This window comes from Pantanalinema sp., from assembly GCA_036704125.1.
Lineage (GTDB): Bacteria > Cyanobacteriota > Sericytochromatia > S15B-MN24 > UBA4093 > JAGIBK01.
The window spans coordinates 26,985-48,438 of sequence record DATNQI010000064.1; the positions used below are offsets into that span (position 1 = coordinate 26,985).

At 68.2% G+C, this 21,454-nt stretch carries 20 protein-coding genes and 1 tRNA gene; 9 read left to right on the plus strand and 12 right to left on the minus strand.

All coding sequences use genetic code 11. The features are described from left to right. Positions 1–29 precede the first annotated feature (29 nt). Positions 30–102: transfer RNA gene (locus tag V6D00_10405), tRNA-Thr, on the minus strand. Between the two features lie 179 nt (positions 103–281). Between V6D00_10405 and V6D00_10410 the strand changes: the two genes are divergently transcribed. Together V6D00_10410 and V6D00_10415 are read left to right on the plus strand one after the other, a co-directional pair. Continuing rightward, positions 282–1,022 (plus strand): hypothetical protein, encoded by a 741-nt coding sequence (locus V6D00_10410; protein HEY9899581.1) that lies wholly within the window; start codon positions 282–284, stop codon positions 1,020–1,022. An 89-nt stretch (positions 1,023–1,111) separates the two neighbouring features. Beyond that, complete coding sequence (locus V6D00_10415) at positions 1,112–1,786, plus strand: hypothetical protein (protein ID HEY9899582.1); 675 nt, start codon at positions 1,112–1,114, stop codon at positions 1,784–1,786. Positions 1,787–1,820: 34 nt separating this feature from the next. Here the strand turns inward: V6D00_10415 and pth are convergent, their stop codons facing one another. From pth to V6D00_10450, 7 genes are all read right to left on the minus strand, one after another. Next, a complete protein-coding gene (gene pth / locus V6D00_10420; GenBank protein ID HEY9899583.1) occupies positions 1,821–2,402 on the minus strand; it encodes an aminoacyl-tRNA hydrolase in 582 nt (193 codons plus the stop codon). Between the two features lie 3 nt (positions 2,403–2,405). After that, positions 2,406–3,332 (minus strand): ribose-phosphate pyrophosphokinase, encoded by a 927-nt coding sequence (locus V6D00_10425; protein HEY9899584.1) that lies wholly within the window; start codon positions 3,330–3,332, stop codon positions 2,406–2,408. Positions 3,333–3,394: 62 nt separating this feature from the next. Then, positions 3,395–4,792 (minus strand): bifunctional UDP-N-acetylglucosamine diphosphorylase/glucosamine-1-phosphate N-acetyltransferase GlmU, encoded by a 1,398-nt coding sequence (gene glmU, locus V6D00_10430; protein ID HEY9899585.1) that lies wholly within the window; start codon positions 4,790–4,792, stop codon positions 3,395–3,397. A 42-nt stretch (positions 4,793–4,834) separates the two neighbouring features. Then, positions 4,835–5,935: a ribosome small subunit-dependent GTPase A gene (gene rsgA / locus V6D00_10435; GenBank protein HEY9899586.1), complete on the minus strand. Its 1,101-nt coding sequence runs from the start codon at positions 5,933–5,935 to the stop codon at positions 4,835–4,837. After that, positions 5,932–7,008 (minus strand): 23S rRNA (adenine(2503)-C(2))-methyltransferase RlmN, encoded by a 1,077-nt coding sequence (gene rlmN / locus V6D00_10440; protein HEY9899587.1) that lies wholly within the window; start codon positions 7,006–7,008, stop codon positions 5,932–5,934. Before rlmN ends, rsgA begins: the two co-directional genes overlap by 4 nt. After that, positions 7,001–8,335, minus strand: a complete 1,335-nt coding sequence (rsmB, locus tag V6D00_10445; GenBank protein HEY9899588.1) for a 16S rRNA (cytosine(967)-C(5))-methyltransferase RsmB — start codon at positions 8,333–8,335, stop codon at positions 7,001–7,003. Before rsmB ends, rlmN begins: the two co-directional genes overlap by 8 nt. 53 nt (positions 8,336–8,388) lie before the next feature. Continuing rightward, positions 8,389–9,069: a hypothetical protein gene (locus V6D00_10450; GenBank protein ID HEY9899589.1), complete on the minus strand. Its 681-nt coding sequence runs from the start codon at positions 9,067–9,069 to the stop codon at positions 8,389–8,391. Positions 9,070–9,185: 116 nt separating this feature from the next. On the opposite strand from V6D00_10450, the gene V6D00_10455 reads away from it, so the two are divergent. Then, positions 9,186–9,719, plus strand: a complete 534-nt coding sequence (locus tag V6D00_10455; protein HEY9899590.1) for a tRNA (cytidine(34)-2'-O)-methyltransferase — start codon at positions 9,186–9,188, stop codon at positions 9,717–9,719. Here V6D00_10455 and V6D00_10460 read toward each other — a convergent pair whose 3' ends face one another. Continuing rightward, entirely contained in the window at positions 9,720–11,006 is a 1,287-nt protein-coding gene (locus tag V6D00_10460) for a hypothetical protein (protein ID HEY9899591.1), read from the minus strand. It abuts the gene before it with no gap. 101 nt (positions 11,007–11,107) lie between these two features. After that, the gene (locus V6D00_10465) at positions 11,108–12,397 is read right to left on the minus strand and encodes a S8 family serine peptidase (GenBank protein HEY9899592.1); all 1,290 of its coding nucleotides are present in this window, start codon (positions 12,395–12,397) and stop codon (positions 11,108–11,110) included. A 203-nt stretch (positions 12,398–12,600) separates the two neighbouring features. On the opposite strand from V6D00_10465, the gene V6D00_10470 reads away from it, so the two are divergent. The 5 genes from V6D00_10470 to gcvPB all read left to right on the plus strand — a co-directional run bounded on the left by V6D00_10470 (position 12,601) and on the right by gcvPB (position 18,530). Continuing rightward, positions 12,601–13,956: a family 1 glycosylhydrolase gene (locus V6D00_10470; GenBank protein HEY9899593.1), complete on the plus strand. Its 1,356-nt coding sequence runs from the start codon at positions 12,601–12,603 to the stop codon at positions 13,954–13,956. A 167-nt stretch (positions 13,957–14,123) separates the two neighbouring features. Further along, positions 14,124–15,233, plus strand: a complete 1,110-nt coding sequence (gene gcvT, locus V6D00_10475) for a glycine cleavage system aminomethyltransferase GcvT (GenBank protein HEY9899594.1) — start codon at positions 14,124–14,126, stop codon at positions 15,231–15,233. A gap of 85 nt (positions 15,234–15,318) precedes the next feature. Continuing rightward, positions 15,319–15,696 carry a glycine cleavage system protein GcvH gene (gcvH, locus tag V6D00_10480; GenBank protein HEY9899595.1) on the plus strand — a complete coding sequence of 126 codons (378 nt, stop codon included), beginning with the start codon at positions 15,319–15,321 and terminating at the stop codon, positions 15,694–15,696. Positions 15,697–15,700: 4 nt separating this feature from the next. Beyond that, the gene (gene gcvPA / locus V6D00_10485) at positions 15,701–17,071 is read left to right on the plus strand and encodes an aminomethyl-transferring glycine dehydrogenase subunit GcvPA (protein ID HEY9899596.1); all 1,371 of its coding nucleotides are present in this window, start codon (positions 15,701–15,703) and stop codon (positions 17,069–17,071) included. A gap of 16 nt (positions 17,072–17,087) precedes the next feature. Then, positions 17,088–18,530, plus strand: coding sequence for an aminomethyl-transferring glycine dehydrogenase subunit GcvPB (gcvPB, locus tag V6D00_10490; protein ID HEY9899597.1), 1,443 nt, complete (start codon positions 17,088–17,090; stop codon positions 18,528–18,530). Positions 18,531–18,596: 66 nt separating this feature from the next. Here gcvPB and V6D00_10495 read toward each other — a convergent pair whose 3' ends face one another. Together V6D00_10495 and V6D00_10500 are read right to left on the minus strand one after the other, a co-directional pair. Next, complete coding sequence (locus tag V6D00_10495) at positions 18,597–19,277, minus strand: cyclic nucleotide-binding domain-containing protein (GenBank protein HEY9899598.1); 681 nt, start codon at positions 19,275–19,277, stop codon at positions 18,597–18,599. Positions 19,278–19,378: 101 nt separating this feature from the next. Further along, the gene (locus tag V6D00_10500; protein HEY9899599.1) at positions 19,379–20,023 is read right to left on the minus strand and encodes a MerR family transcriptional regulator; all 645 of its coding nucleotides are present in this window, start codon (positions 20,021–20,023) and stop codon (positions 19,379–19,381) included. A gap of 236 nt (positions 20,024–20,259) precedes the next feature. Here V6D00_10500 and V6D00_10505 point away from each other — a divergent pair. After that, positions 20,260–21,454, plus strand: a 1,195-nt coding sequence (locus tag V6D00_10505; GenBank protein HEY9899600.1) for a hypothetical protein, incomplete at its 3' end; no start/stop codon positions are given.

Below are 21,454 nucleotides of genomic sequence, written 5' to 3' on the forward strand. Positions count from 1 at the left end.
GAAAGGCTGAAACCCGCTTTATCACTAGGAGCCGGCAAGAGGAATCGAACCCCCAACCGCCTGATTACAAATCAGGTGCTCTACCGATTGAGCTATGCCGGCACAAGGCCCGATCTTAACAAGTGCCAAGGCTTCTGGTCAAGGAAACGACCTTTTCGCCTGAGGATTCCACGCACCCCCTATAAATTAACGCTGAGTTAACCACCCGATAACCGATTAACACCGACCTAACAACCATAACCCTCTCAGGTAACCGTTCCCCTCACGCAAGGAGGTCCTCCATGGCTGGCATCAGCGGCGTCAACAGCAACCTCTCCGTTCGTACGAAGACCTACGCGCCGGCCGTTCAGAGCACCGATGTCCAGGCGGGAGGCGGCACGAAGGCCCCTGCGGGCGACTCCTTCACCAGCACCATCCGGATGGGCACCCCCCTCATCAAGGCTGGAATCGACTCCGGGATCGGCTCGAGCGTCCTCAACAGCGTCAAGAACTTCTTCTCCCGCTTCACGGGCGGCATCGGCGGCGGGATCGGCGGCGGCACCGCCGGCGGGTTCATGAAGCCGAGCCTCGGTGGCATCACCTCCGGGGCGGAGACGGCAGCCGGCGGCGTCGCGGCGAGCGGCCTGTCCGGCGGCGTGATGGGCGGCGGGGTCAGCGGCGGACTCAGCGGCGGCCTGAACGGCATCGGCAATGCCCTCAAGAGCGGCATGAACATGTGGGTCGGCGCACTCAAGTCCAACTTCGTCGTCTCGGCGCTGGTCTCGGGCGTCACCAACCTGATCGACGTCGCCAGGGGCGAGATCACCCCCTCCAAGGCGATCGCCACCTTCGCCGTGGACACCGCCGCCTACACGAGCATCGGCGCCACCTCGACCGTCATCGGGGCGACCCTGGGCTCGCTCATCCCCATCCCCTTCGTGGGCACCGCGATCGGCATCGCGGCGGGCATCGGCTTCGGCTACCTCTACGAGAAGACCATCCGCAAGCCCTTCGTGAACAACGTCCACAAGGCCATCACCTAAGATTCAGGCCTTCCCCCGCTTACAGGACGCCTGCTCGGGTATAAACCGATCAGGCGTCTTCCCATTCCACGTCCCTCAGGTGACCCCCCATGCCGAAGATTACCAACCAAGCATCCCTCCTGACCCCCTTCGCCAGGCCTCAAGGCCCCGAAGAGCAGGCGCCGGCAGCCAAGGCAGCACCCCCACAGCCGCGCCTGGCAGGCGATGCCCTGAAGCTCTCCTCGGCGCTCGCCCAGGCCTCGGTGCCGGTGAGCCCCCCGCCGCACCCCATGGCCAAGCTCGGCGGCACCGATTACTACCGGGCGCGCTACGAGGACTTCCAGCGCAGGCACCCGGGGATGGAAGCCCCCAGCTACTACCTCAACTACGGCGAGAAGTACGCCAAGCGCTTCACCGAGGAGCTCGCGCCCAAGCTCTCCCCGGCGGGGCAGGCCTGGCTCGCCCAGGCGCGCCTGAACCTCCAGGTGGCCATCGAGGCTCGCCTCAAGGCGGACCCCAGGGCCTTCGACCAGCTGGAGCTCGACGACGAGGCCTTCAAGCAGTTCGCCTACGACACCCACCCCGAGGCCTACCTGAGCGCCGGCATGGAGCGGTTGCCCCTCAAGGACCTGGTCCGCATCGGCCTGACCCCTGACACCAAGGACCTCTTCACGGTGATGGGCCTCGAGCAGGTGGCCGAGGTCGCTGCCGGCCTCGCGGCCGCCCACGCGAAGGACTACCTGGACAGGGGCCTCAAACGCCTCCCGAGCTGGATGACGACCTGAGAAAAAGCCGCCCCGTCGAGGGGCGGCTTTTCATTTACGGGGTCGCGGCCTTGGCGGTGTTGAAGCGCTGCATCGCCTCGGTGAAGCCCTGGCGAATGGCCGTCTCGACCGCTCCTACCGCGTCGTCGAGCCCCAGCTCCAGCAAGGGCAGCTCGTCGGGGCGGAACTTGCCGAGCACGAAGGACGTGGTCGAGGCCCCGGGCGGCAGCGGCCCCACGCCCACCCGCACCCGAGGGAAGGCCTGGGTGTTGAGGCACGAGATGGTCGACGAGACGCCGTTGTGGCCGCCCGCCGAGCCCGTGGTCCTCACCCTCACCGTCCCGCACGGCAGGGCGAAGTCGTCGTAGACGACGATGAGGTCGTCGGGCGTGAGCTTGTAGAAGTGCAACACCTTCTGGATGGAGCGGCCCGACAGGTTCATGAAGGTGAGGGGCTCGACCAGGATCACCTTCTCGGTGCCCAGCCGACCCTCCGCGATCATCGCCTCGAAGCGCGGCTCGTGCTTGCCGTCGACGCCCATCGACCTGGCGAGGCGCTCGATGACCATGAAGCCCGCGTTGTGGCGGGTCTCCTCGTACTGTTTCCCCGGGTTCCCGAGGCCGACGACGACCTTCATGGCCTACTCGAACAGGGTGCTGACCGACGCGTCCTCGTGGATGCGCAGGATCGCCTCGCCCAAAAGGCCCGCCACCGAGAGGACCTTGATCTTGGAAACCTGCTTCTCGATAGGCAGGGGGATCGTGTTGGTGATGATCAGCTCGGAGAGGGGCGAGGCCTCGATCCGCTCGATGGCGGGCCCCGAGAGGACGCCGTGAGTGCAGCAGGCGTGCACCTCGCGCGCGCCCCGGGCCATCAGGAGCTTGGCGACCTCGGTCAGGGTGCCCGCCGTGTCCACCAGGTCGTCGAGGATGACGCAGGTCTTGTCCTTGATGTCGCCGATGATGTTGAGGACCTCGGCGGTGTTGTGCTTGGGACGGCGCTTGTCGATGATGGCCAAGGGAGCGTCGAGCTTCTTGGCGTACGAGCGGGCGCGGGCCACGCCGCCCACGTCGGGCGAGACGACGACCAGGTCCTCGAAATTCTTCTTGCGGACGTAGTCCACCAGCACCGGCGAGGCGTGGAGGTGATCCACCAGGATGTTGAAGAAGCCCTGGATCTGCGGCGCGTGCAGGTCCATGGTGAGCACCCGGGTGGCGCCAGCGGTGGTGAGCAGGTCGGCGACCAGCTTGGCGGTGATGGCCTCGCGGCCCTGGGCCTTGCGGTCCTGGCGGGCGTAGGCGTAGTAGGGGATGACGGCCGTGATCGAGTGGGCCGACGCGCGCTTGAACGCATCGAGCATGATCATCAGCTCCATCATGTTGTAGTTGACCGGGTGGCAGATGGGCTGCACCAGGAAGACGTCGGCCCCGCGCACCGAGTTCTGGATCTGGACGTAGATCTCGCCGTCCGAGAAGTTCGCGATCTTGATGGCCTCGATCCCGGTGCCGAGGTAGGTGGCGACCTCTGCGGCGAGCTCGGGGTTGGCCGAGCCCGAGAAGATCTTCATGGTTCGCTGCGGGATGTGGATCCGCTCGCCGCGACTGGAAGTGAGAATGGTGGTCTGCTCCGTCATTGCTTGATGCCCTTTCGCTGCATGGCCCAGCCGAGCTTCACGGCCTGGCGGGCACGCCCAAAAGCGAGCGCACCGTCGGGCACGTCTTGGGTGATGGTGGAACCTGCCGCCGTGTAGGCGTCAGCGCCGATCTTCAGGGGAGCCACGAGGGTGTTGTTGGAGCCGACGAAGCTGCCCGAGCCGATCTCGGTGCGGTGCTTGCGCTCCCCGTCGTAGTTGCAGGTGATGGTGCCCGCCCCGATGTTCGCCTTGGCGCCGACCGTCGCGTCGCCGATGTAGGAGAGGTGCGAGGCCTTGGCGCCGTCGCCGAAGACCGAGCCCTTGACCTCCACGAAGTTGCCGATCCGGCACCGGGACCCGATCTCGGCGCCGTTCCTGAGGTGGGCGAAGGGGCCGACGATGGTGCGATCGCCCACCATCGACTCCGAGAGGTAGGACTGGAGGATGGTGACCTCGTCGCCCACCTGGGCGTCGATGAGCTGGCTGTGCGCCCCGACGAGGCAGCCGCTGCCCACGCGGGTGCGGCCGTGGAGCTGGACGCCCGCTTCGACCACCGTGTCCTCGCCGAGGGTGACCCGCGGCCCGATCCAGGTGGTGTGGGGGCTCTCGATGGTCACTCCGGCCTCGAGCCAGTACCGCGCGGCGCGCTCCTGGTAGGCCTGAGCCAGCGCCACCAGCTCGAGCCGGGTGTTGACCCCCGCGACCTCGATCGGATCGTCGGTGGCGTGGGCCGCGACGACCAGGCCCTTGGCGTTGAGCGCGGTCACCGCGTCCGGCAGGTAGTACTCGCCCTGGGCGTTGTCGTTGCCGATGCCCTCGAGGGCCGAGACCAGCTGGGGCCAGCTCGCGAGGTAGACCCCGGCGTTGACCTCGCCGATGGCGCGCTCGGCGTCGGTCGCGTCCTTGTACTCGACGATCCGCGAGAGGTGGCCCTCGGAATCCCTGACGATGCGGCCGTAGCGCGAGGGGTCCTCGGGCCTGAAGGTGAGCACCGTCAGCGCGGCGCCGGCCTCGCGGTGAGTCGAGAGCATCGCGTGGAGGGTCTCGGGGCTGAGCAGCGGCACGTCGCCGCTCAGGATGACCACCTCGCCCGAAAAGCCCGCGAGCGCGGGCGAGGCCTGGAGCACCGCGTGGGCGGTGCCGAGCTGCTCGCGCTGCTCGGCGGTCTGGACCGCATCGGGCAGGGCCGCGCGGACCGCGTCGGCGCCGTGGCCGACGATGACCACGGTGCGCGCGACGCCGAGGCGCTCGACGGTCGAGAGGACGTGCCCGATGAGGGGCTCGCCCGCGATCCGGTGGAGGACCTTGGGCAGGGCACTCTTCATCCGAGTTCCCTTTCCGGCGGCGAGGATCAGCGCGGTGAGCTGGGAAACGTCGTGCGATGTTTCGGGCATCGAGGCTCTTTCTCTCCTTCACAAGAGGGCACAGGTGGGGTCCTATTCTAGCATCTGGCCGTCGGGCTGGACGTCGGGTTCATCGTCCTCCTCGGGCTCTTCCAGGTGCAGGTCGCGCAGGCGCTGCTTGGACTTGCGGCGCGAGTCGTCGCGCGCCCCCGCGCTCAGGCGGATAAGCTTGGTCTCGCCGCCGCCGGCCGCCGCCTTGTGCTTGACGGCGCCCTCGTTCTTGGTGCTGGTGGCGGCCAGGCGTGCCTCGGTGGCCTCGAGCTCCTCGAGGAAGCGCAGGTAGCTCAGCTGGCGGCTCTCGGCGACGTTCGAGCGCTCGGCGACCGCGCAGCCGGGCTCGCCCCGGTGAAGGCAATCGGGGAAGCGGCAGTCGGGGATGTGCGGGGCCATCTCGGGGAAGAGCCAGCCGAGCTGGGTGGGATGCAGCGCCCCGAAGCCCAGGTGCGAGTAGCCGGGGGTGTCCGCCACGAAGGCGGTCTGGCCGTTGCTCTCGAGGGCGTAGAGCGAGGCGTAGGTGGTGGTGTGGCGGCCCCGGTGGATCTTGGCGCTGACCTCGGCGGCCTTGAGGGCGAGGCCAGGCTCCATGGCGTTGAGCAGCGACGACTTGCCCACCCCCGAGGGACCGGCGAAGACCGTCTCCTTGCCAGCCAGGAGCTCGCGCAGGGGCGCGACGTCCCTTCGCTCGGCCGAGACCGTCACCACCGGGTAGCCGATCGCGCGGTAGGGGGCGACGAGCGCCTCGAGCGCCTCGATGGAGAGCAGGTCCGCCTTGTTGATGGCGATCGCGCTCTCGATCCCGCTCTGGGCGACCAGCACCAGGAAGCGATCGAGCAGCATCGGGTTGAAGGCGGGACGGTCGGCCGAGAAGACCAGGACCGCCTGGTCCACGTTGGCGATGGGCGGCCTGGGCAGGAGGTTGAAGCGGGGCAGGACCTCGGCGACGGTCGCCGTGCGGTTGGCCGGGTCGATCTCCTCGATCACGACGCGATCGCCCACGTGGATGGCGACCCGCTCCTTCTTGAGGCGGGCGCGCGGCAGGCACATGTAGTCCTCGCCCTGGTAGCGGACGGTGTAGTAGTTCGTGATCCGCCGGATCACGACCCCCGCGTCCGGCCCCCAAGCGCGCTCGGTCATTCGGCCACGGGCTCCGGCGTCTTCATGCCCTTGAGCAAGGGCACGATCTCGCCCGAGGCCTTGAGGGCCTGGCGCCGCAGCTGGCCGCAGGCGGCCGAGATGTCCGCGCCGCGCTCGACGCGCACCGTGACGGGGAAGCCCGCCGCCTCGAGCACCGAGCGGAAGGCCTGGATGGCCGCAGGCGAGCTGGGTCGGAACTGCGCGTCGGTGGCGTTGAAGGGGATGAGGTTGACGTGGCAGTGGATGCCCCTGAGCCAGTCGGCGGTCTGTCTGGCGAGCTCGGGGGTGTCGTTGACCCCGTCGAGCATGACGTACTCGATGGTCAGGCGTCGGCCCGTGCGCTCGGTGTAGTCCTGCACCGCCTCGCGCAGCACCGAGAGCGGGTACTTGCGGTTGAGGGGCACCAGAAAGTCGCGCAGCGCGTCGTTGGGGGCGTGCAGGGAGAGCGCGAGAGTGAGCTGGAGGTCCTCGTCGGCGAGCTGCTTGATCCCAGGCACCACCCCCGAGGTCGAGACCGTCAGGTGCCGCATGCCGATGCCCACCTCCTCGTTGAGGAGGCGAAGGGCCTTGAGGGTGTTGGCGTAGTTGAAGAGCGGCTCGCCCATGCCCATGAAGACGACGTGGGAGACCCGCTCGCCGGTCCGGCGCTGGATCTCGAGGACCTGGGCGACCATCTCTGCGGGCGAGAGGTGGCGCTGGAAGCCTGAGAGGCCGGTCTCGCAGAAGGCGCAGGCCACCGCGCAGCCGATCTGGGTCGAGATGCAGACGCTGGTGCGGCCGTCGCTCGGCATGAAGACGCTCTCGATCATGCCGCAGCCGTGGGTGTCGAAGAGGAACTTCTGGGTGCCGTCAGTCGCCTCTTGCACCCGGGTCACCTCGAGGGCCCCGGTGCCGTGGCCCGCCTCGGCGAGCTTGGCCCTGAAGGCGGCGGGCAGGTCGCTCATGGCCGCAAGATCGGTCTGGCTCTTCTGGTAGAGCCAGGTTGCGATCTGCTTGCCCCTGAAGGGCTTCTCGCCGAAGGACTCGGCGAGGGTCTTGAGTTCCTGGGTCGTCAGACCCGCCAGTTCAGCCATGCTTGCGCTCCAATCGCGCGATGAAGAAGCCCTCGACCCCATGCTTGCTCGGCAAGAGCTGGATCATGCCGTCCTCGGCGTCGCCCCGCCACGCCTCCGGCAGGTAGGGCCGGACGTCGCCCGGGACGAAGTCGGCGTGCGCCGAGAGGAAGTCCCGCACCACCTGCTGGTTCTCCGCCGGGTTGATGGTGCAGGTGGCATATACCATCACCCCGCCTGGCTTCAGGGCCTTGGCGGCGTTCGCGAGGATCGCCCCCTGCTCGGCCGGCAACGCGTCGACCTGCTCGGGCGTCTGGTGCCAGCGCAGATCACTCTTGCGGTAGAGCACGCCGAACCCCGAGCACGGCGCATCCACCAGGATGCGATCGGCGGCCTCGGCGATCGGCGCGGTGCCGTCCTGAGCCCGCAGGGTCACGATGTGCTCCGCAAGCCGCGTCGCGTTCTCGGCCACGAGCGAAAGGCGCCCCTCGTGCGGGTCGATGGCGATGACACGGCCCTCGTCGCGCATCAAGGCGGCCAGGTGGGTGGTCTTGCCGCCCGGGGCCGCCCCGATGTCCACCACGGTCTCTCCCGGCTGGGGATCGACCACGTGGCTCGCGAGCATGGCGGCCTCGCCCTGCACGTACCAGGTGCCCTCATTATACGCGGGGATCTGGCTCAAGGCCACGCCGTGCGGAAAGCGAATCCCGTCGCGCACCACCGGGCTCGGCTCGGCGTCGAGGGCCGCCTCGCGCAGCTGCTCGAGGAGGGTGTCGCGCGCGATCTTGAGGGTGTTGGCGCGCACGGCCATGGGGGTCGGGTGGTTGCTCGCTTCTGCGAGCTCGGCGGCGACGTCGAAACCGAAGGCCTCGACCCAGCGCGACACGAGCCAGTCGGGCAGCGACGCGCGCACCCCGATGGCGGCCACCGGCTCCTTGGCAGGGTCCGGCATGGGGATGTCGCGCCCCTCGCGCTGCACGCGCCTCAGGACCGCGTTGGTCAGCTTGGCCACGCCCGAGTGGCCGTAACGGTGCGCAAGCTTGACGGCCTCGTCGATGGCCGCATGGGCGGGGATGCCCGAGGTGTACAGGAGCTGGTACGCCCCCATGCGCAGGTTGTTGCGGATGGGGGCGGTGAGCTTGTCGAGACCGGTCCGGACGAAGGAGCCGAGGATGTGATCGAGGGTCCGGCGGCGGCGGACCGTGCCGTTGACCAGCTCGGTGATCAGGGCGCGATCGCGCCCCGAGATGCCGGTGAGGCCCTGCAGGGCCAGGTTGGCGAAGGCAGCGCGCTGCTCGACGTCGATGAGGATCTTCAGCGCCTGGGCGCGGGGCGTAAGGTGTGCCATGGTCTCCTGAAATGCAAGAAAGGCGGCACGTGCCGCCTTTCCAGCTTAGGGGTTTAGTTCGCTCGTTTCAAGGTCTCGGCCTCGATGAGGATGGTGCTGATGCCCAGCAGGTCCTTCTTTACCAGCTCGAAGAGCTCGCGCAGGGTGGGCTTGAGCGGAGCCTCGCCCGTCACCCACTTCCAGACGTAGGGGGTGAGGCGCTCCCACAGGAAGCCGAAGGGCAAGCCGCCCAGCCCCTCCGAGATCACGCCGTAGAGGATGGCCTTGACCAGCTCTTCCTTCTTGTAGCTGGCGCCCTCATGAGTCTTGGTGTACCAGTACCAGGCCTTGGCGCCCCCGTACAGCATCTTGGCGGCGACGTAGACGACCCGCACCGGGATCATCTTGGAGTCGGCGTCGTAGTCGAGGGTGGTGACGACCTCGCCCGCCCGGAAGGTGACCTTGCCGGTCTTGGGGGTCTGGGTGAAGTCGTAGCTGACGGCCTCTACGTCCTTCGTCTCCACCGTGACCACGGCACCCGCCAGGCGAACCTTGGCGCCGCCCTGCTTCATCTGCTCGGCGAACGCGGAAGCCAGCTCGACCCCGTTGCGGGTCGTGGCGCTCGCGCGGCTGGCGCCCGAGGCCCCGTCCTGCGAGAAGGAAGACGGCACGGCGACGCCGCACCCGGTCATGGAGACCATCGCGAGGCTGGCCGCGAGGCCGAGGCAAAGTCCCTTGTGGCGCAGTCGGGTCATGATCCGGGTCACCTCCTCTTGAAAGGCAGTCGGTCCGTGGGTTACGCTAAGATTTCAGCTCTTTACTTGAACTTAATCTAAACATAACTATATCAAGCGAGAGGAGGCTTGGCAAGATGCTGCGAATCTGTTTGGTCGAACCCGAGATCCCACCCAACACCGGCAACGTCGCCAGGCTCTCGGCGGCGCTCGCCGTGCCGCTCCATCTGATCGAGCCCCTGGGCTTCGACGTGTCGGAGAAGGCGGTGAAGCGCGCGGGGCTCGACTACTGGGAGCACGTCAAGCTCCAGGTGCATCCCGGCTTCTCGGAGTTCGTTCGGGCCACCAGCCCCACCCGGTTGATCTACACCTCCTCGAGCGCCGAGACGCTTTACACCGAGGTGGAGTACCAACCGGGTGACTGCCTGGTCTTCGGCAAGGAGACCTCGGGCCTGGATCCCAAGATCTGGAAGGATCTCCCGGGAGTGGTGGTGCGGATCCCGCACTGGGGGCCGGTGCGCAGCCTGAACCTCTCCAACGCGGTGGCCGTCGTCGCCTACGAGGCCATGCGCCAGCTGCGCGAAAGGGGGGACGTCCCCCCGCCCGTTCCACGGGCCGAGGACCGTCCCCCCACGACTTCCTACGAGCGCCTCAAGCGGCGCTCTCCCTGATCAGGGCTTCAGCTTGCGGATCTTGCCGACGCCGTACTCCGAGAAGTAGACGTCTCCCGCCTGGGTCATGTAGACCCCGTCGGGCGCCGAGATTGGCACCTGCCGGGCCTCGGTGCCCTCGGCGATCGGCGTCGCGCCGTCGGGTGGCTGCCAGTTGCCCGCGATGGTGGTGATGACGCCCTGGGCGTCGATGCGCCGGATGGCATAGTTCTGGGTGTCGGTCACGATCAGGTTGCCCACCGCATCCACCGTCACCGTGGTCGGCCCGTTCAGGGTGGCCTGGGTGGCAGCGCCCCCGTCGCCCAGGGGGGTGTCGCCGAAGGGGTTCGGGTAGTAGCCGTAGACCTTGGGGTCGTTGGTGGCCTTGCCCGTCCCCGCGACCGTGGTGATCACCCCGGTCGCCAGATCCACCGCGCGGAGGTTGTTGTTGTCGGTGTCGACGATGATCAGGCGCCCCGTCTTGTCGAAGGCGAGCCAGTTGGGGCTCGAAAGCTTGGCCTGGGTGGCGGGCCCCCCGTCGCCGCCGTTGCCGCCCTCGCCGGTGCCGGCCACGACGGTGATCGTCTCGGTCTGGGCGTCCACCTTGACGACCCGGTGCCCCGCGTACTCCGAGATGTAGAGGTTGCCCTCGGCGTCGTAGACCAGGCCCTGGGGGCCCTTCAGGTTGGCGTCGCGTGCCGGCACCCCGTCTACAACCTCGAGCTCCCCACCGCCCGCGATGCGGTGGATCCGGCCCTGGGCATCGATCATCCGGACCTTGCCCGGGATGTCATTCGATGAGAAGCCGTACTCGGAGAAAACCAGGCTCGAATCCGGGCCGGCCACGATGGCGTAGGGCTTGGCGAGCTCGGCGTCGGTTGCAGGCCCCCCGTCCCCGGCCTCGCCGGGGTTGCCCGTACCAGCGACGTTCTCGATGATCCCCTCGGGGGTCACCCGCCGTAGTCGGTGGGCCTTGTAGTCCGCCACGTAGACGCTGCCGTCCGGGGCCTGGAAGACGCCGGTGGGCGAGTCGAGCTTGGTCTGGAGGGCGGGCGCCCCTGGATCCGGCTCGCCCTTCACGCCGATCCCCGCCACCGTGTAGAGGTGGTAGGCCTCGGGGGTCTGGGGCGGCGCCACGCTGGGGTTGGGCGCGGGTGTCGGCTGGACGCCCGCGCCGGGCACGACGACCGGCGGGGTGGGGCCCGGCCCGGGGGTCGCACCGGTCGGGGGGGCTTGCCTGCAACCCGCCAGGGCGATGGTTCCAGCCAACAGGACCCCAGCCAGCAGGCGCAATGGATGGTCGTACATGGTCTTCCCTCATCCTCTCGGACAACTGCTTCCAGACAAGGAAGCTTAAAGCCCTGGGATGAAGGGGGCATGGCCCCGGCATTGAGGGAATGTTGCGCCGTCTACGGCAGCTTGCTGAGGTCGATGCGGCCGTAGCCGAACTGCTCGGTTCGCCCGCGGGTGCCCAGCGGATCGACCGCCTGGGCGAGCGCGGCCTGGACCTGGGAGGGGGTCCAGCCGGGATGGGCGGCGTAGAGGACCGCCGCCGCCCCCGCCACGACCGGGGCGGCCATGCTCGTGCCGCTGAGGCTCTTGTAGCCGCCGGCGAGGAAGGTCGAGAAGATGCCGTCCCCCGGAGCCGCCAGGAAGACCTCGCCGCCGTGGTTGGAGAAGCTCGCCAAGTGCTCGACCCCGCGCTTGGAGGTGGCCGAGATGGCGAGCACGCCGGGGGAGTTGGCGGGTGAGCTGACCGGCCCGTTCTGGTTGCCCGCCGCGGCGATCACCGTCGCCCCGTGCTCGTTGGCGTACTTGACCGCCAGGTCGAAGATGGGATTGCGCTTGGTCGAATCGCTGCTGAAGCTGAGGTTGAGGACCTTGGCCCCCGCGTCGACCGCGTACTTGATCCCGGCGGCCGCCCCGAAGTCGGTCCCGCCCGCGTGGTCCATGACCTTGATGGCCAAGAGGCGAACGTCCCAGGCGACCCCCGCCACGCCGATCCCGTTGTTGCCCGCCGCCCCGATGAGGCCCGCCACGTGCGTCCCGTGCCCGTCGCGGTCCATGACGTCCTTGTTGCCGTCCTTGAAGTTGTAGCCGATCGCCACCCGTCCCTGGAGATCGGGATGGTTGTAGTCGATGCCGGTGTCGATCACCGCCACGGTCACCCGGCTCGCGTCGATCCCGCGGCGCCAGAGGGCGCGCGCGTTGGTGACCCCGTCCCCGAAGCCCCACTCGCTGTTGAAGTAGGGATCGTTGGGGGTCAGCCCCCCGAACGGATCGAAGGCGAGCGCCCGGGGCCTGGGGACGGCATCGACCGAGCGGTTGGGGGCGATGAGGGCCACCGCCGGGTGGGTCTGGTAGGCGCGGATCGCCTCGTCGACCGTGACTCCGCTCGGCAGCCTCAGCATGCGCAGGGGGGTCGAGAAGTCGAGGGCGCCGAGCACCACGGGCTGGCCCCCGCCGAGAGCGGGCAGGGCCTCGACGTCGTAGCCCGGCTTGAGGCCCACGATGAGCTGCCCGTCCTCGGCCCTGACCCCGGCGCGCAGGCCGAAGGCCGTCATGGGCGTGAGCGTCGCCCCCGGGTCGGGGGCCCCGATCCCCGGGGCGACGCTCGCGCATCCCCCGCCCTGGGCGATCGCCCCCGCGCAGAGGGCAAGCAACACGCACCAGCGACCTAAAACGAATGCAGTCGGCATCAGCGTCCTCCCGCCCGGCAAGCGACACCCCACAGTCTAGGGTCAGAGGCCGTCGAGCGCTTCGGCGCGTTCGACCAAGAGCTTGGGGGAACACGATGCTCGCTCGCTGGGGGGCTTGCGCCCCCTCGCCGGATGGATTAAGTTTAACTTTAATTTAAACTTATTTAAGTTTGGATCGCCCGCGTCCCCCCGAGGAGGTTCCCTTGCGCCAGGGTCATCGCACCATCGCCCGCCTCTTGGCCCTCGTCGGGACGCTCGCGCTTTCGGGCTGCAGTCTCGGCGGCACGACCGGCCCGAGCCCCGAGGCCTTCGCTCCCCTCAGCGCCCAGCGCCATGTCGACAAGGCGGGCGCCGTCCCGTTCCTCTGGGGCGTCTCGACGGCCGGCTTCCAGTGGGAGGGGCGCGAGGAGCTGAGCCAGTGGGCCCGGTGGGACCTCGCCGGAAAGACCGAGGAGCGCCGCAAGAACGCCGCCGACGGCCTCAATCGCTACGCCGAGGACCTGGACCTCACCCGAGGGATGGGCTGCAACGCCTTTCGGACCAGCATCGAGTGGGCGCGCATCGAGCCCCGCAAGGGCGAGTTCGACCAGGCGGCGATCGCCCATTACCGGCGAATGTTCACCGCCATGCGCGCGCGGGGCCTCACCCCCGTCGTCACCTTCATGCACTTCTCCTATCCCGCCTGGCTCGACGAGGAGGGCGGCTGGGAGAACCCCCAGGCGAGCGACGCCTACGCCCGCTTCGTGGACCGGGTGACCCGCGAGTACGCCGATCTGGTGGACTGGTACCTGACGTTCAACGAGCCGACGGTCTTCGTCGCGGGGGGCTACGTGAGCGGCCAGTGCCCCCCGGGCAAGAAGAACGACCTGGTCGGTGCGGCAATGGTCCTGAAGCACCTGGTTGCCGCCCACAACAAGGCCTACGACGTGGTGCACCGCAACGACCCGGTCGCGCGGGTCGCCTTCAACCAGTACTCGGCCTCCTGGCGCCTCTTCCCCAAGCGGGACCAGGCCGACGCGGGCGACGACTTCCTCGACGGGGTGCTCGGCACCGCCGATTCGCTGCCCAAGCTCGACTACATGGCGATCGACTACTACACCCGCCTGTCGCTGATGCCGTTCGAGCTTCCGCAGCCCTGGCTCTGGCCGGTCCACCCCCAGGGCTTCTACGACACGCTCAAGTTCTACCACCGCCTGACCGGAAAGCCGGTGCTGGTGGCCGAGAACGGCTACGCCAACGAGGACGCAAAGCCCCGCGCCGACGGCTGGAGCCGCGAGGCCTACCTGACGGCGCACGTGGAGCAGATGCAGCGGGCGGTCAAGGACGGCATCCCCGTGCTCGGCTACATCCACTGGTCGATCACCGACAACTACGAGTGGGGGTCGTACCGCCCGCGCTTCGGCCTGTTCTCGGTCGATTGCCGCAACGAGGACCAGCGCCGGATCCCGACGGAAGCAGCGAGCATCTACCGCAAGGTCATCGCCGCGGGCGGAGTCACGCGCGCCATTTCCCGGGAGGTGACCTACCCCGCGGGCTACGAGCCGCTCGTCAAGCCCTAGCCGCTCCCCCTCCCCCACGGGACGGACGCCCTGACAAGCGTCCGTCCCGTTCATGTGAGCGGTGAATCGCCACCTGCGGGATCCTTCGCTATAATGAGGTCGCGACGGCTCCGACGCGGTGCCGCCGCGCCGCTCGCGCTCCCACTCAGAAAGCCAGGTGTCGCCGAATGTCCAATCCCACGGCCGCTGAAACCCTCAAGCAGACCCCGCTCCACGGGGCCCACGTCGCCCTCGGCGCCCGCATGGTCCCGTTCGGCGGCTGGGACATGCCCGTCCAGTACAGCGGGATCATCGAGGAGCACCACGCGGTGCGCAAGGCCGTCGGCCTCTTCGACGTGTCCCACATGGGCGAGTTCTACGTCTCGGGCGAGGGCGCAGCCGCCTTTCTGGCGCGGATGGTGCCGGGCGACGTGCTCAACCTGCCGGTGGGCAAGTGCCTCTACACCCAGTTCACCCGCCCCACGGGCGGCGTGGTCGACGACACCATCATCTGCCGCTTCGCGGACCGCTTCCTGCTGGTCGTCAACGCCTCGAACATCGACAAGGACTGGGCCTGGCTCAGCGAGCACAAGCCCTTCGACGTCACCCTCGAGAACGAATCGCCCGAGACGGCCATGATCGCCCTGCAGGGCCCCCATGCCGAGGCCTTGATGCGCGAGGCCGCCACCCCCGGCATCGCCGAGCTTCCCTTCTTCGGGGTCGCCCTGGGCAAGGTCTTCGGGGTGGACGTTGCGGTGTCGCGCACCGGCTACACCGGCGAGGACGGCTTCGAGATCTACCTGCCCAACGCCTACGCCGAGCGCCTGTGGCACGGCTTCCTCGCCGCCGGCGAGTCCTACGGCATCCGGCCGGCCGGCCTCGGCGCCCGCGACACCCTTCGCCTCGAGGCGGGCCTGCCCCTCTACGGCCACGAGCTGAACGACGAGACCACCCCGGTCGAGTCGTCGCTCGCATGGACCGTCAAGAGCGAGGCCGACTACCTCGGAAAGGACGTCATCGCGCGCCAGAAGGCCGAGGGTGCGAGCAAGAAGCTCGTGGGCCTCACCATGCAGGGCAAGCAGATCGCCCGCGAGGGCTACTTGGTGTTCTCGGGCGATCGCCAGGTCGGCACCGTCGCGAGCGGAGCCCCCTCGCCCACCCTCGGGGCGCCCATCGCCACGGCCTTCGTCGCGGCGGACGCCGCCGGCCTCGGCACCACCCTCGAGGTCGAGATCCGCGGCAAGCGCTTCGGCGCCACCGTGGGCCGCACCGCCTTCTACAGGCGCGCCAAGGCCTAAATCGGCTATAATCCCGCAAGGCCGCGCGGGCTGCGCGGCCGTCACCGCAAGGGGCTCGCCCCACTTCAGGAGGATTCATCGCACTATGATCCCGCAGGATCTCAAGTACACCAAATCCCACGAGTACGTCCGCCTCTCGGGCGACGAGGCGACCATCGGCATCACGGACTTCGCCGCCGAGCAACTGGGCGACGTGGTCTTCGTGGAGCTGCCCGAGGTCGGCCGCGTCCTCAAGAAGGGCGAGTCCTTCGGCGTCATCGAGTCGGTCAAGGCCGTCTCGGACCTCTACAGCCCCATCGGCGGCACCGTCGTGGCGATCAACGAGAGCCTGAACGACGAGCCCTCGGCGATCAACGAGGACGGCTACGGCGATGGCTGGATCATCAAGCTCCAGGCCGCAAGCGAAGCGGACCTCGCCGACGCCCTCACCCCGGAGCAATACCAAGCCCTGATCGGAGCGTAAACCCATGTCCTTCAGCTACCTGCCCCACACGGAGGCCGAGCGCGCCGAGATGCTCGAGGCGATCGGCGTCGCCTCGATGGACGACCTGTACCAGGGAGTCCCCGAGCGCCTGCGCGACTTCTCCCTGGAAGCCATCCCCACGGCAAAGAGCGAGCTCGAGGTCACGCGCCTCCTGACGGACCTTGCCGGGGAGAACCGGTCGGCCAATCAGTTCGCCTCCTTCCTGGGGGCAGGGGCCCAACGCCGGTTTTCGCCCTCGGCGGTGGACTGGATCCTCCACCGCTCCGAGTTCCTGACCGCCTACACCCCCTACCAGCCCGAGGTCAGCCAGGGAACCCTGCAGGTCATCTACGAGTTCCAGACCATGATCGCCCAGCTCACGGGAATGGACCTCGCCAACGCCTCGATGTACGACGGCTCGACCGCCACTCCCGAGGCGGCCTTCATGGCCATGCGGGTCACCAAGCGCAACAAGGTGGTGGTGGCCTCGAGCGTCCACCCCGAGTACCGCGAGGTCCTTTCGAGCTACGCGGTCGGCCCCGGCCTCCAGGTCGTCCAGGCCCCCTTGAGCGGCGGCTTCATCGATCGCGACAGGCTCAGGGCGCTGATGACCGACGAGGTGGCGGGCCTGATCGTCCAGGTGCCGAGCTTCTTCGGCGGGGTCGAGGAGGGCCGCGAGCTCGCCGAGATCGCGCACGCCGCGGGCGCTCTCTTCATCGTGATCGCCGACCCCACCACCCTGGGGGTGCTCGAGGCCCCCGGCGCCTACGGCGCGGACATCGTGATCGGCGAGGCCCAGGCCTTCGGCAACCCCGTCAGCTTCGGCGGCCCCTACGTGGGCTACATGGCCTGCCGCGACAAGCTCTCGCGTCAGCTGCCGGGCCGCATCGTGGGCGCGACCGTGGACTCCAGGGGCCAGCGCTGCTTCACCCTCACCCTCCAGACCCGCGAGCAGCACATCCGCCGCGAGAAGGCCACGAGCAACATCTGCTCCAACCAGGCCCTCAACGCGCTGGCGGCCACCGTCTACATGGAGGTCATGGGCAAGGAGGGGATCTTCGAGCTGGGAAACGTGTCGATCCAGCGCGCCCACGCGCTCGCCGCGGCCATCTGCGAGGTGCCCGGCTTCTCGCTGGCGCTTCCCGGGCCCTTCTTCAACGAGTTCGTGGTCAGGAGCCCGCTTCCGGTGCCGGAGCTGCTCGGCAAGCTGCGCGAGGAAGGGATCCTGGGCGGGATCGCCCTCTCGGGCTGGTACCCCGAGCTCTCGGACTGCTACCTGGTGTCGGTCAACGAGCTGAACACGCCCGCCGACCTGGATCGGTACGTCGCGACCCTCAAGGCCCTGACCGCGAGCGCGGCCGTCGGCGCCCGCTAGAATCGAAAGAGGAACCATGGAAGCGCTCATCTTCGAGAAGAGCACGACCGGCCACCGCGAGGCCAAGCTGCCCGCGGCCGGCGTCGCCGAGAAGCCCCTGTCCGAGCTCCTCCCCGCGGGCATGATCCGCAAGGAGGCCCCGGCCCTGCCCGAAGTCACCGAGCTGGACGTCATGCGGCACTTCAACCGCCTCTCGCAGCTCAACTACTCCATCGACACCAACTTCTACCCGCTCGGCTCGTGCACGATGAAGTACAACCCCAAGGTCAACGAGCTGGCCGCGCGCCTCGACGGCTTCTCGGGCCTGCACCCCTACCAGCCCGCCGAGACGACCCAGGGCGCCCTCAAGCTGCTGCACGACCTCGAGAAGATGCTCGCCAACCTGACGGGCATGGAGCGGGTCACCCTCCAGCCCGCGGCCGGCGCCCACGGCGAGTTCACCGGCATCCTGATGATCCGGGCCTACCACGAGGCCCGGGGCCAGCAGCGCACCAAGGTGCTCGTCCCCGACTCGGCTCACGGCACCAACCCCGCCACGGCGGCGCTGGCGGGCTACGAGGTGGTCTCGATCGCCTCCAACGACCGGGGCCTGGTGGACGTCGACGACCTAAGAGCCCACCTGGGCCCCGACGTCGCCGCGCTCATGATGACCAACCCCAACACCCTCGGTCTCTTCGAGGAGGACATCCTCGAGATCGCCGAGCTGGTGCACGAGACCGGCGCGCTGCTCTACTACGACGGCGCCAACCTCAACGCCATCATGGGCGCCGTGCGCCCCGGCGACATGGGCTTCGACGTCATGCACCTCAACCTCCACAAGACCATGTCGACGCCCCACGGCGGCGGCGGGCCCGGGGCGGGCCCCGTGGCGGTCTCCAAGCGCCTGGTGCCCTACCTCCCCACCCCCACCGTGGAGTTCGCGGAGGGCCAGTACTTCCTGAGCTTCGATCGGCCCGAGTCCATCGGCCGGGTCCGCGCCTTCTTCGGCAACTTCGGCGTCCTGGTGCGGGCCTACACCTACATGGTGACCATGGGCCGCGACGGCCTCACCCAGGCGAGCCGGGACGCGGTCCTCAACGCCAACTACATCAAGGCCAAGCTCGAGGACCTGTTCGAGGTGCCTCACGATCAGCCCTGCATGCACGAGTTCGTGCTCTCGGGCGATCGCCAGAAGGCGAAGGGCGCCAACACCATGGCCATGGCCAAGCGCCTGATCGACTACGGCTTCCACCCGCCGACGGTCTACTTCCCCCTCATCGTCCACGAATCGATGATGATCGAGCCGACCGAGACCGAGTCCAAGGCCACCCTCGACAAGTTCATCGCGGCCATGCGCGCGATCGCCAACGAGGTCGAGACCGAGCTCGAGGTGGTCACGGGCGCGCCCCACACCTCGCCCATCGGCAAGGTGGACGAGGTGACGGCCGCCCGCAAGCCGAACCTCTGCTGGTCGTGCTAGCGAACTAGCGTCGCAATAAGCGGGGCAGGGAGAAGCTTCTCCCTGCCCCGCTTGGCGTCTTCGGGGCTAGCCGAACCAGCCCTTCTTGCCGATGTAGGTCGACTCCTTGCCCTGGAAGGCCCCCTTGACCGCGTCGATGACCTCGTCCTTGACCTTGGCCCGGTACAGGGCCCGCATGACGAGCTCCATCCGCTCGTTGGACTGGGAGAGGCGCTGGGCGAGGATGACCGAGAGCTTGATGCCGAACTCCGGATCCTCCTCGAAGAGGCGGCGGGCGTCCGGGAAGACGAGGAACTTGCAGGGGGCGGTCGCCTTGACGGTCGCCGTGCGGGGCGTGCGCAACAGCGAGCCGATCTCGCCCAGGTAGGCCCCCGCGGCGAAGGACGAATCGAGGCTCGCGACCTTGTCCTCGCCCACCAGGATGTCGACGGCCCCCTCCATCAGCATGAAGAGCTCGTAGGTCAGCTCGCCCTCGCGGAAGATCGACTGCCCCGTCCGGTACTCCCAGACCTCGGGCGGCTTGGCCGACTTGGGGCGGGCGTCGGCGATTGCCTCGGCCTGCTCGACCTCCTGGGCCTTCACGTAGGGGCTGTCCGGGACCGCCGCCTGGGCCTGCCTGGAGGCGGCCAGGCGCTGCTTCATGGCCGTGAGGGCCGATGAGACGTCGTGGGCCTCGAGCGCCGGCTCGCGGGGCTCGATGGGCTTTCGAACCTCGGATCCCGCCTCGAAGGGCAGCAGGTCACTCACGTTGAATCCTCCGGTGGGGCGGCGACGCCCGGTTAACGACCGTTAACATATACCCTTGGCGAAGCCAAGCTAGTCGTGAAGAAAGAGTGAAGAACGGAGATTCACCCCCAGAATCGCCACCACTTCTTGCGCGGCGCGGCGCCCTGGGCCTGAATGGCGCGGGCGAGCTCGTCGAGGATCCCCTCCGCGTCGTCGTCGTGATGGGTGATCTCGGTGGCGACCGCGGCCTCCAGGTCCAGCAGGCGACGCTGGAGCTTGCGAATCATCTCGTCCTTGGTCTCGGCATCGAGGCTCGCCTCGGCGGTGCGCGCCCGGTTCTCCAGAGCATCCAGGCGAGCAGCGAGGCCCTGGGCGCCGGGGGCCTCCAGGCGCAGGGAAAGGTCCTGGTTGGTGGCAAGGAGGTGTCGGTTCTCCTGCGAGAGGCGATCCAGGGCGATGCCCTGGGCCTTGACCAGGGCCTCCAGCTCGTCTTGACGTGACACCAGGGCCTTGATCACCTCCTTGATGTCCGGCCCGAAGGTCTCGGTCTCGGCAGCGACCATGGCGGGCCGGTTGAGGATGACCTTGATCTCCTCCAGGGGCAGGTTCTGCTGGCGATACGCCCGGATGATCTTGAGGTTGGCCAGGTCCTGGTCGGAGAGCAGGCATCGGCCCTGCTCGGTGCGCGCGAAGCTCAGCTCGAACTCTCGCTCGTAGCGACGAATCAGCGAGGCGGAGACCCCCAGCTTCTTGGCAGCCTCTGCCATCGAATAGCTCATCCGTCCGCTCCCTTTCTGCCGATACCGTTCGTCCGGCCTCGATTATAGCGTTTGGCCCCGAGGCCTGGCCACTATCCGCACGGAACAGCGACCGAGAGATGTGAATCTTGGGTGAACTTGTTCGTCCGATTCAACCCTCGGTTGCTCGGTTGGGCCGGGGTATCGTGAACCCATCAAAAATAAGTCATGCACGAGACCGATTCCAAGTCGCAAAGGAGAAACGAATGAACGCCAAGATGCTGCTGCTGGGGATGACCGCCGCCACCGTCGCGCTCACGGCCTGCGCCGTGGCCCCCGTCCAGACCCCAGCTTCGCTGCCTGACGCGGTCCAAAGCCTCGGCCAGGATACGCAGGTTTTCGACTTCAACGCGCCCGACGGCGGTCGGATCGTCATGGACCTGGCCAACACCGCGCCCTCGAAGGGTCGCCAGGTGCAGGCCTTCAAGGAAGACGTCGCCAAGTACGAGGTCCGCATCCACCGCCTCGACAACGGGCCGCATCCCATCAGCAATACGTTCACCGTCTTCGTGAACCCCGCGAACTCCAGCTCGGCGCGCGTCTGCTTCGACCGCCTTCAGCCGGGTAGCTACGAGCTGCTCATCTTGGCGCGAGACACCGGCGGGCAGGTCGTGAACGCCAGCGGCGGGGCGGACACCTTCGGCCCCTACCACGTCACCTCCGCGACGATGCTCCTCAGGTCGGTCACCCTCCAGCTGGAGGATACCTTCGTGACGCTCCCCGGCGGCGGCATCACCGAGGCCATCAAGGCCAACTCCGGCAACCTGGTGGCCAACGACGACGCGCTGACGAGCACCCCGACGAGCGTCGCCAACATCTCCGAGCCGGCGGGCGCGTTCGCCCCCTTGAGCAACCTCGTCGGCTTTGCCGGTGCCCTCGACGACGAGACGAGCCTGGACATGCACAACTCCGGGCTCAATGCCTCCAACAACCGCACCTACACCGCCTTTAGGACGAACCTGTCCGCCGGCGCGGGATCCGAGGAGTGGCTTGGCCCCAACAACGACATCCAGTGGGTCACGAACGACCCGCTCAATCCCCTCGGCGAGACGCTCATCGTCCGCTTCGGCAACCAAGGCGCCGTCATGAACCTCTACTTCGAGAAGATCGGGGGCGGCGCGGACCCCATCCGGCGCCTAAAGGCGATCTCGGACTTCTATCCGCTCAGTTCCAGCCCGTCGGTGTTCCGATTCGTCGATCCCGAGACGCAGGGGGCCGAAACCTTCTTCGGGACGGCCTTCCCCGCGCCGACCGGCATCGCCACGACCCGTTACCAGTTCCTCGCGGACGACGCCCCCCCCAACCACGTGCCCACGGTCACCCTCTACCTGGACAACAGCAACGGCAGCGGCATCGTGGGCATCACCATGCGCGATCCGTTCAACAGCGGCAAGCTGCTCC

What these genes read in the sequence shown, in the direction of transcription:
- V6D00_10465 (HEY9899592.1), bottom strand. Translation starts at nt 12,397, where the DNA reads ATGCCGACTGCATTCGTTTTAGGTCGCTGGTGCGTGTTGCTTGCCCTC.
- gcvPB (HEY9899597.1), top strand. Translation starts at nt 17,088, where the DNA reads ATGGAAGCGCTCATCTTCGAGAAGAGCACGACCGGCCACCGCGAGGCC.
- pth (HEY9899583.1), bottom strand. Translation starts at nt 2,402, where the DNA reads ATGAAGGTCGTCGTCGGCCTCGGGAACCCGGGGAAACAGTACGAGGAG.
- V6D00_10410 (HEY9899581.1), top strand. Translation starts at nt 282, where the DNA reads ATGGCTGGCATCAGCGGCGTCAACAGCAACCTCTCCGTTCGTACGAAG.
- V6D00_10455 (HEY9899590.1), top strand. Translation starts at nt 9,186, where the DNA reads ATGCTGCGAATCTGTTTGGTCGAACCCGAGATCCCACCCAACACCGGC.
- rsgA (HEY9899586.1), bottom strand. Translation starts at nt 5,935, where the DNA reads ATGACCGAGCGCGCTTGGGGGCCGGACGCGGGGGTCGTGATCCGGCGG.
- V6D00_10500 (HEY9899599.1), bottom strand. Translation starts at nt 20,023, where the DNA reads ATGGCAGAGGCTGCCAAGAAGCTGGGGGTCTCCGCCTCGCTGATTCGT.
- V6D00_10450 (HEY9899589.1), bottom strand. Translation starts at nt 9,069, where the DNA reads ATGACCCGACTGCGCCACAAGGGACTTTGCCTCGGCCTCGCGGCCAGC.
- gcvT (HEY9899594.1), top strand. Translation starts at nt 14,124, where the DNA reads ATGTCCAATCCCACGGCCGCTGAAACCCTCAAGCAGACCCCGCTCCAC.
- rsmB (HEY9899588.1), bottom strand. Translation starts at nt 8,335, where the DNA reads ATGGCACACCTTACGCCCCGCGCCCAGGCGCTGAAGATCCTCATCGAC.
- gcvPA (HEY9899596.1), top strand. Translation starts at nt 15,701, where the DNA reads ATGTCCTTCAGCTACCTGCCCCACACGGAGGCCGAGCGCGCCGAGATG.
- V6D00_10425 (HEY9899584.1), bottom strand. Translation starts at nt 3,332, where the DNA reads ATGAAGATCTTCTCGGGCTCGGCCAACCCCGAGCTCGCCGCAGAGGTC.
- V6D00_10415 (HEY9899582.1), top strand. Translation starts at nt 1,112, where the DNA reads ATGCCGAAGATTACCAACCAAGCATCCCTCCTGACCCCCTTCGCCAGG.
- V6D00_10460 (HEY9899591.1), bottom strand. Translation starts at nt 11,006, where the DNA reads ATGTACGACCATCCATTGCGCCTGCTGGCTGGGGTCCTGTTGGCTGGA.
- rlmN (HEY9899587.1), bottom strand. Translation starts at nt 7,008, where the DNA reads ATGGCTGAACTGGCGGGTCTGACGACCCAGGAACTCAAGACCCTCGCC.
- glmU (HEY9899585.1), bottom strand. Translation starts at nt 4,792, where the DNA reads ATGCCCGAAACATCGCACGACGTTTCCCAGCTCACCGCGCTGATCCTC.
- gcvH (HEY9899595.1), top strand. Translation starts at nt 15,319, where the DNA reads ATGATCCCGCAGGATCTCAAGTACACCAAATCCCACGAGTACGTCCGC.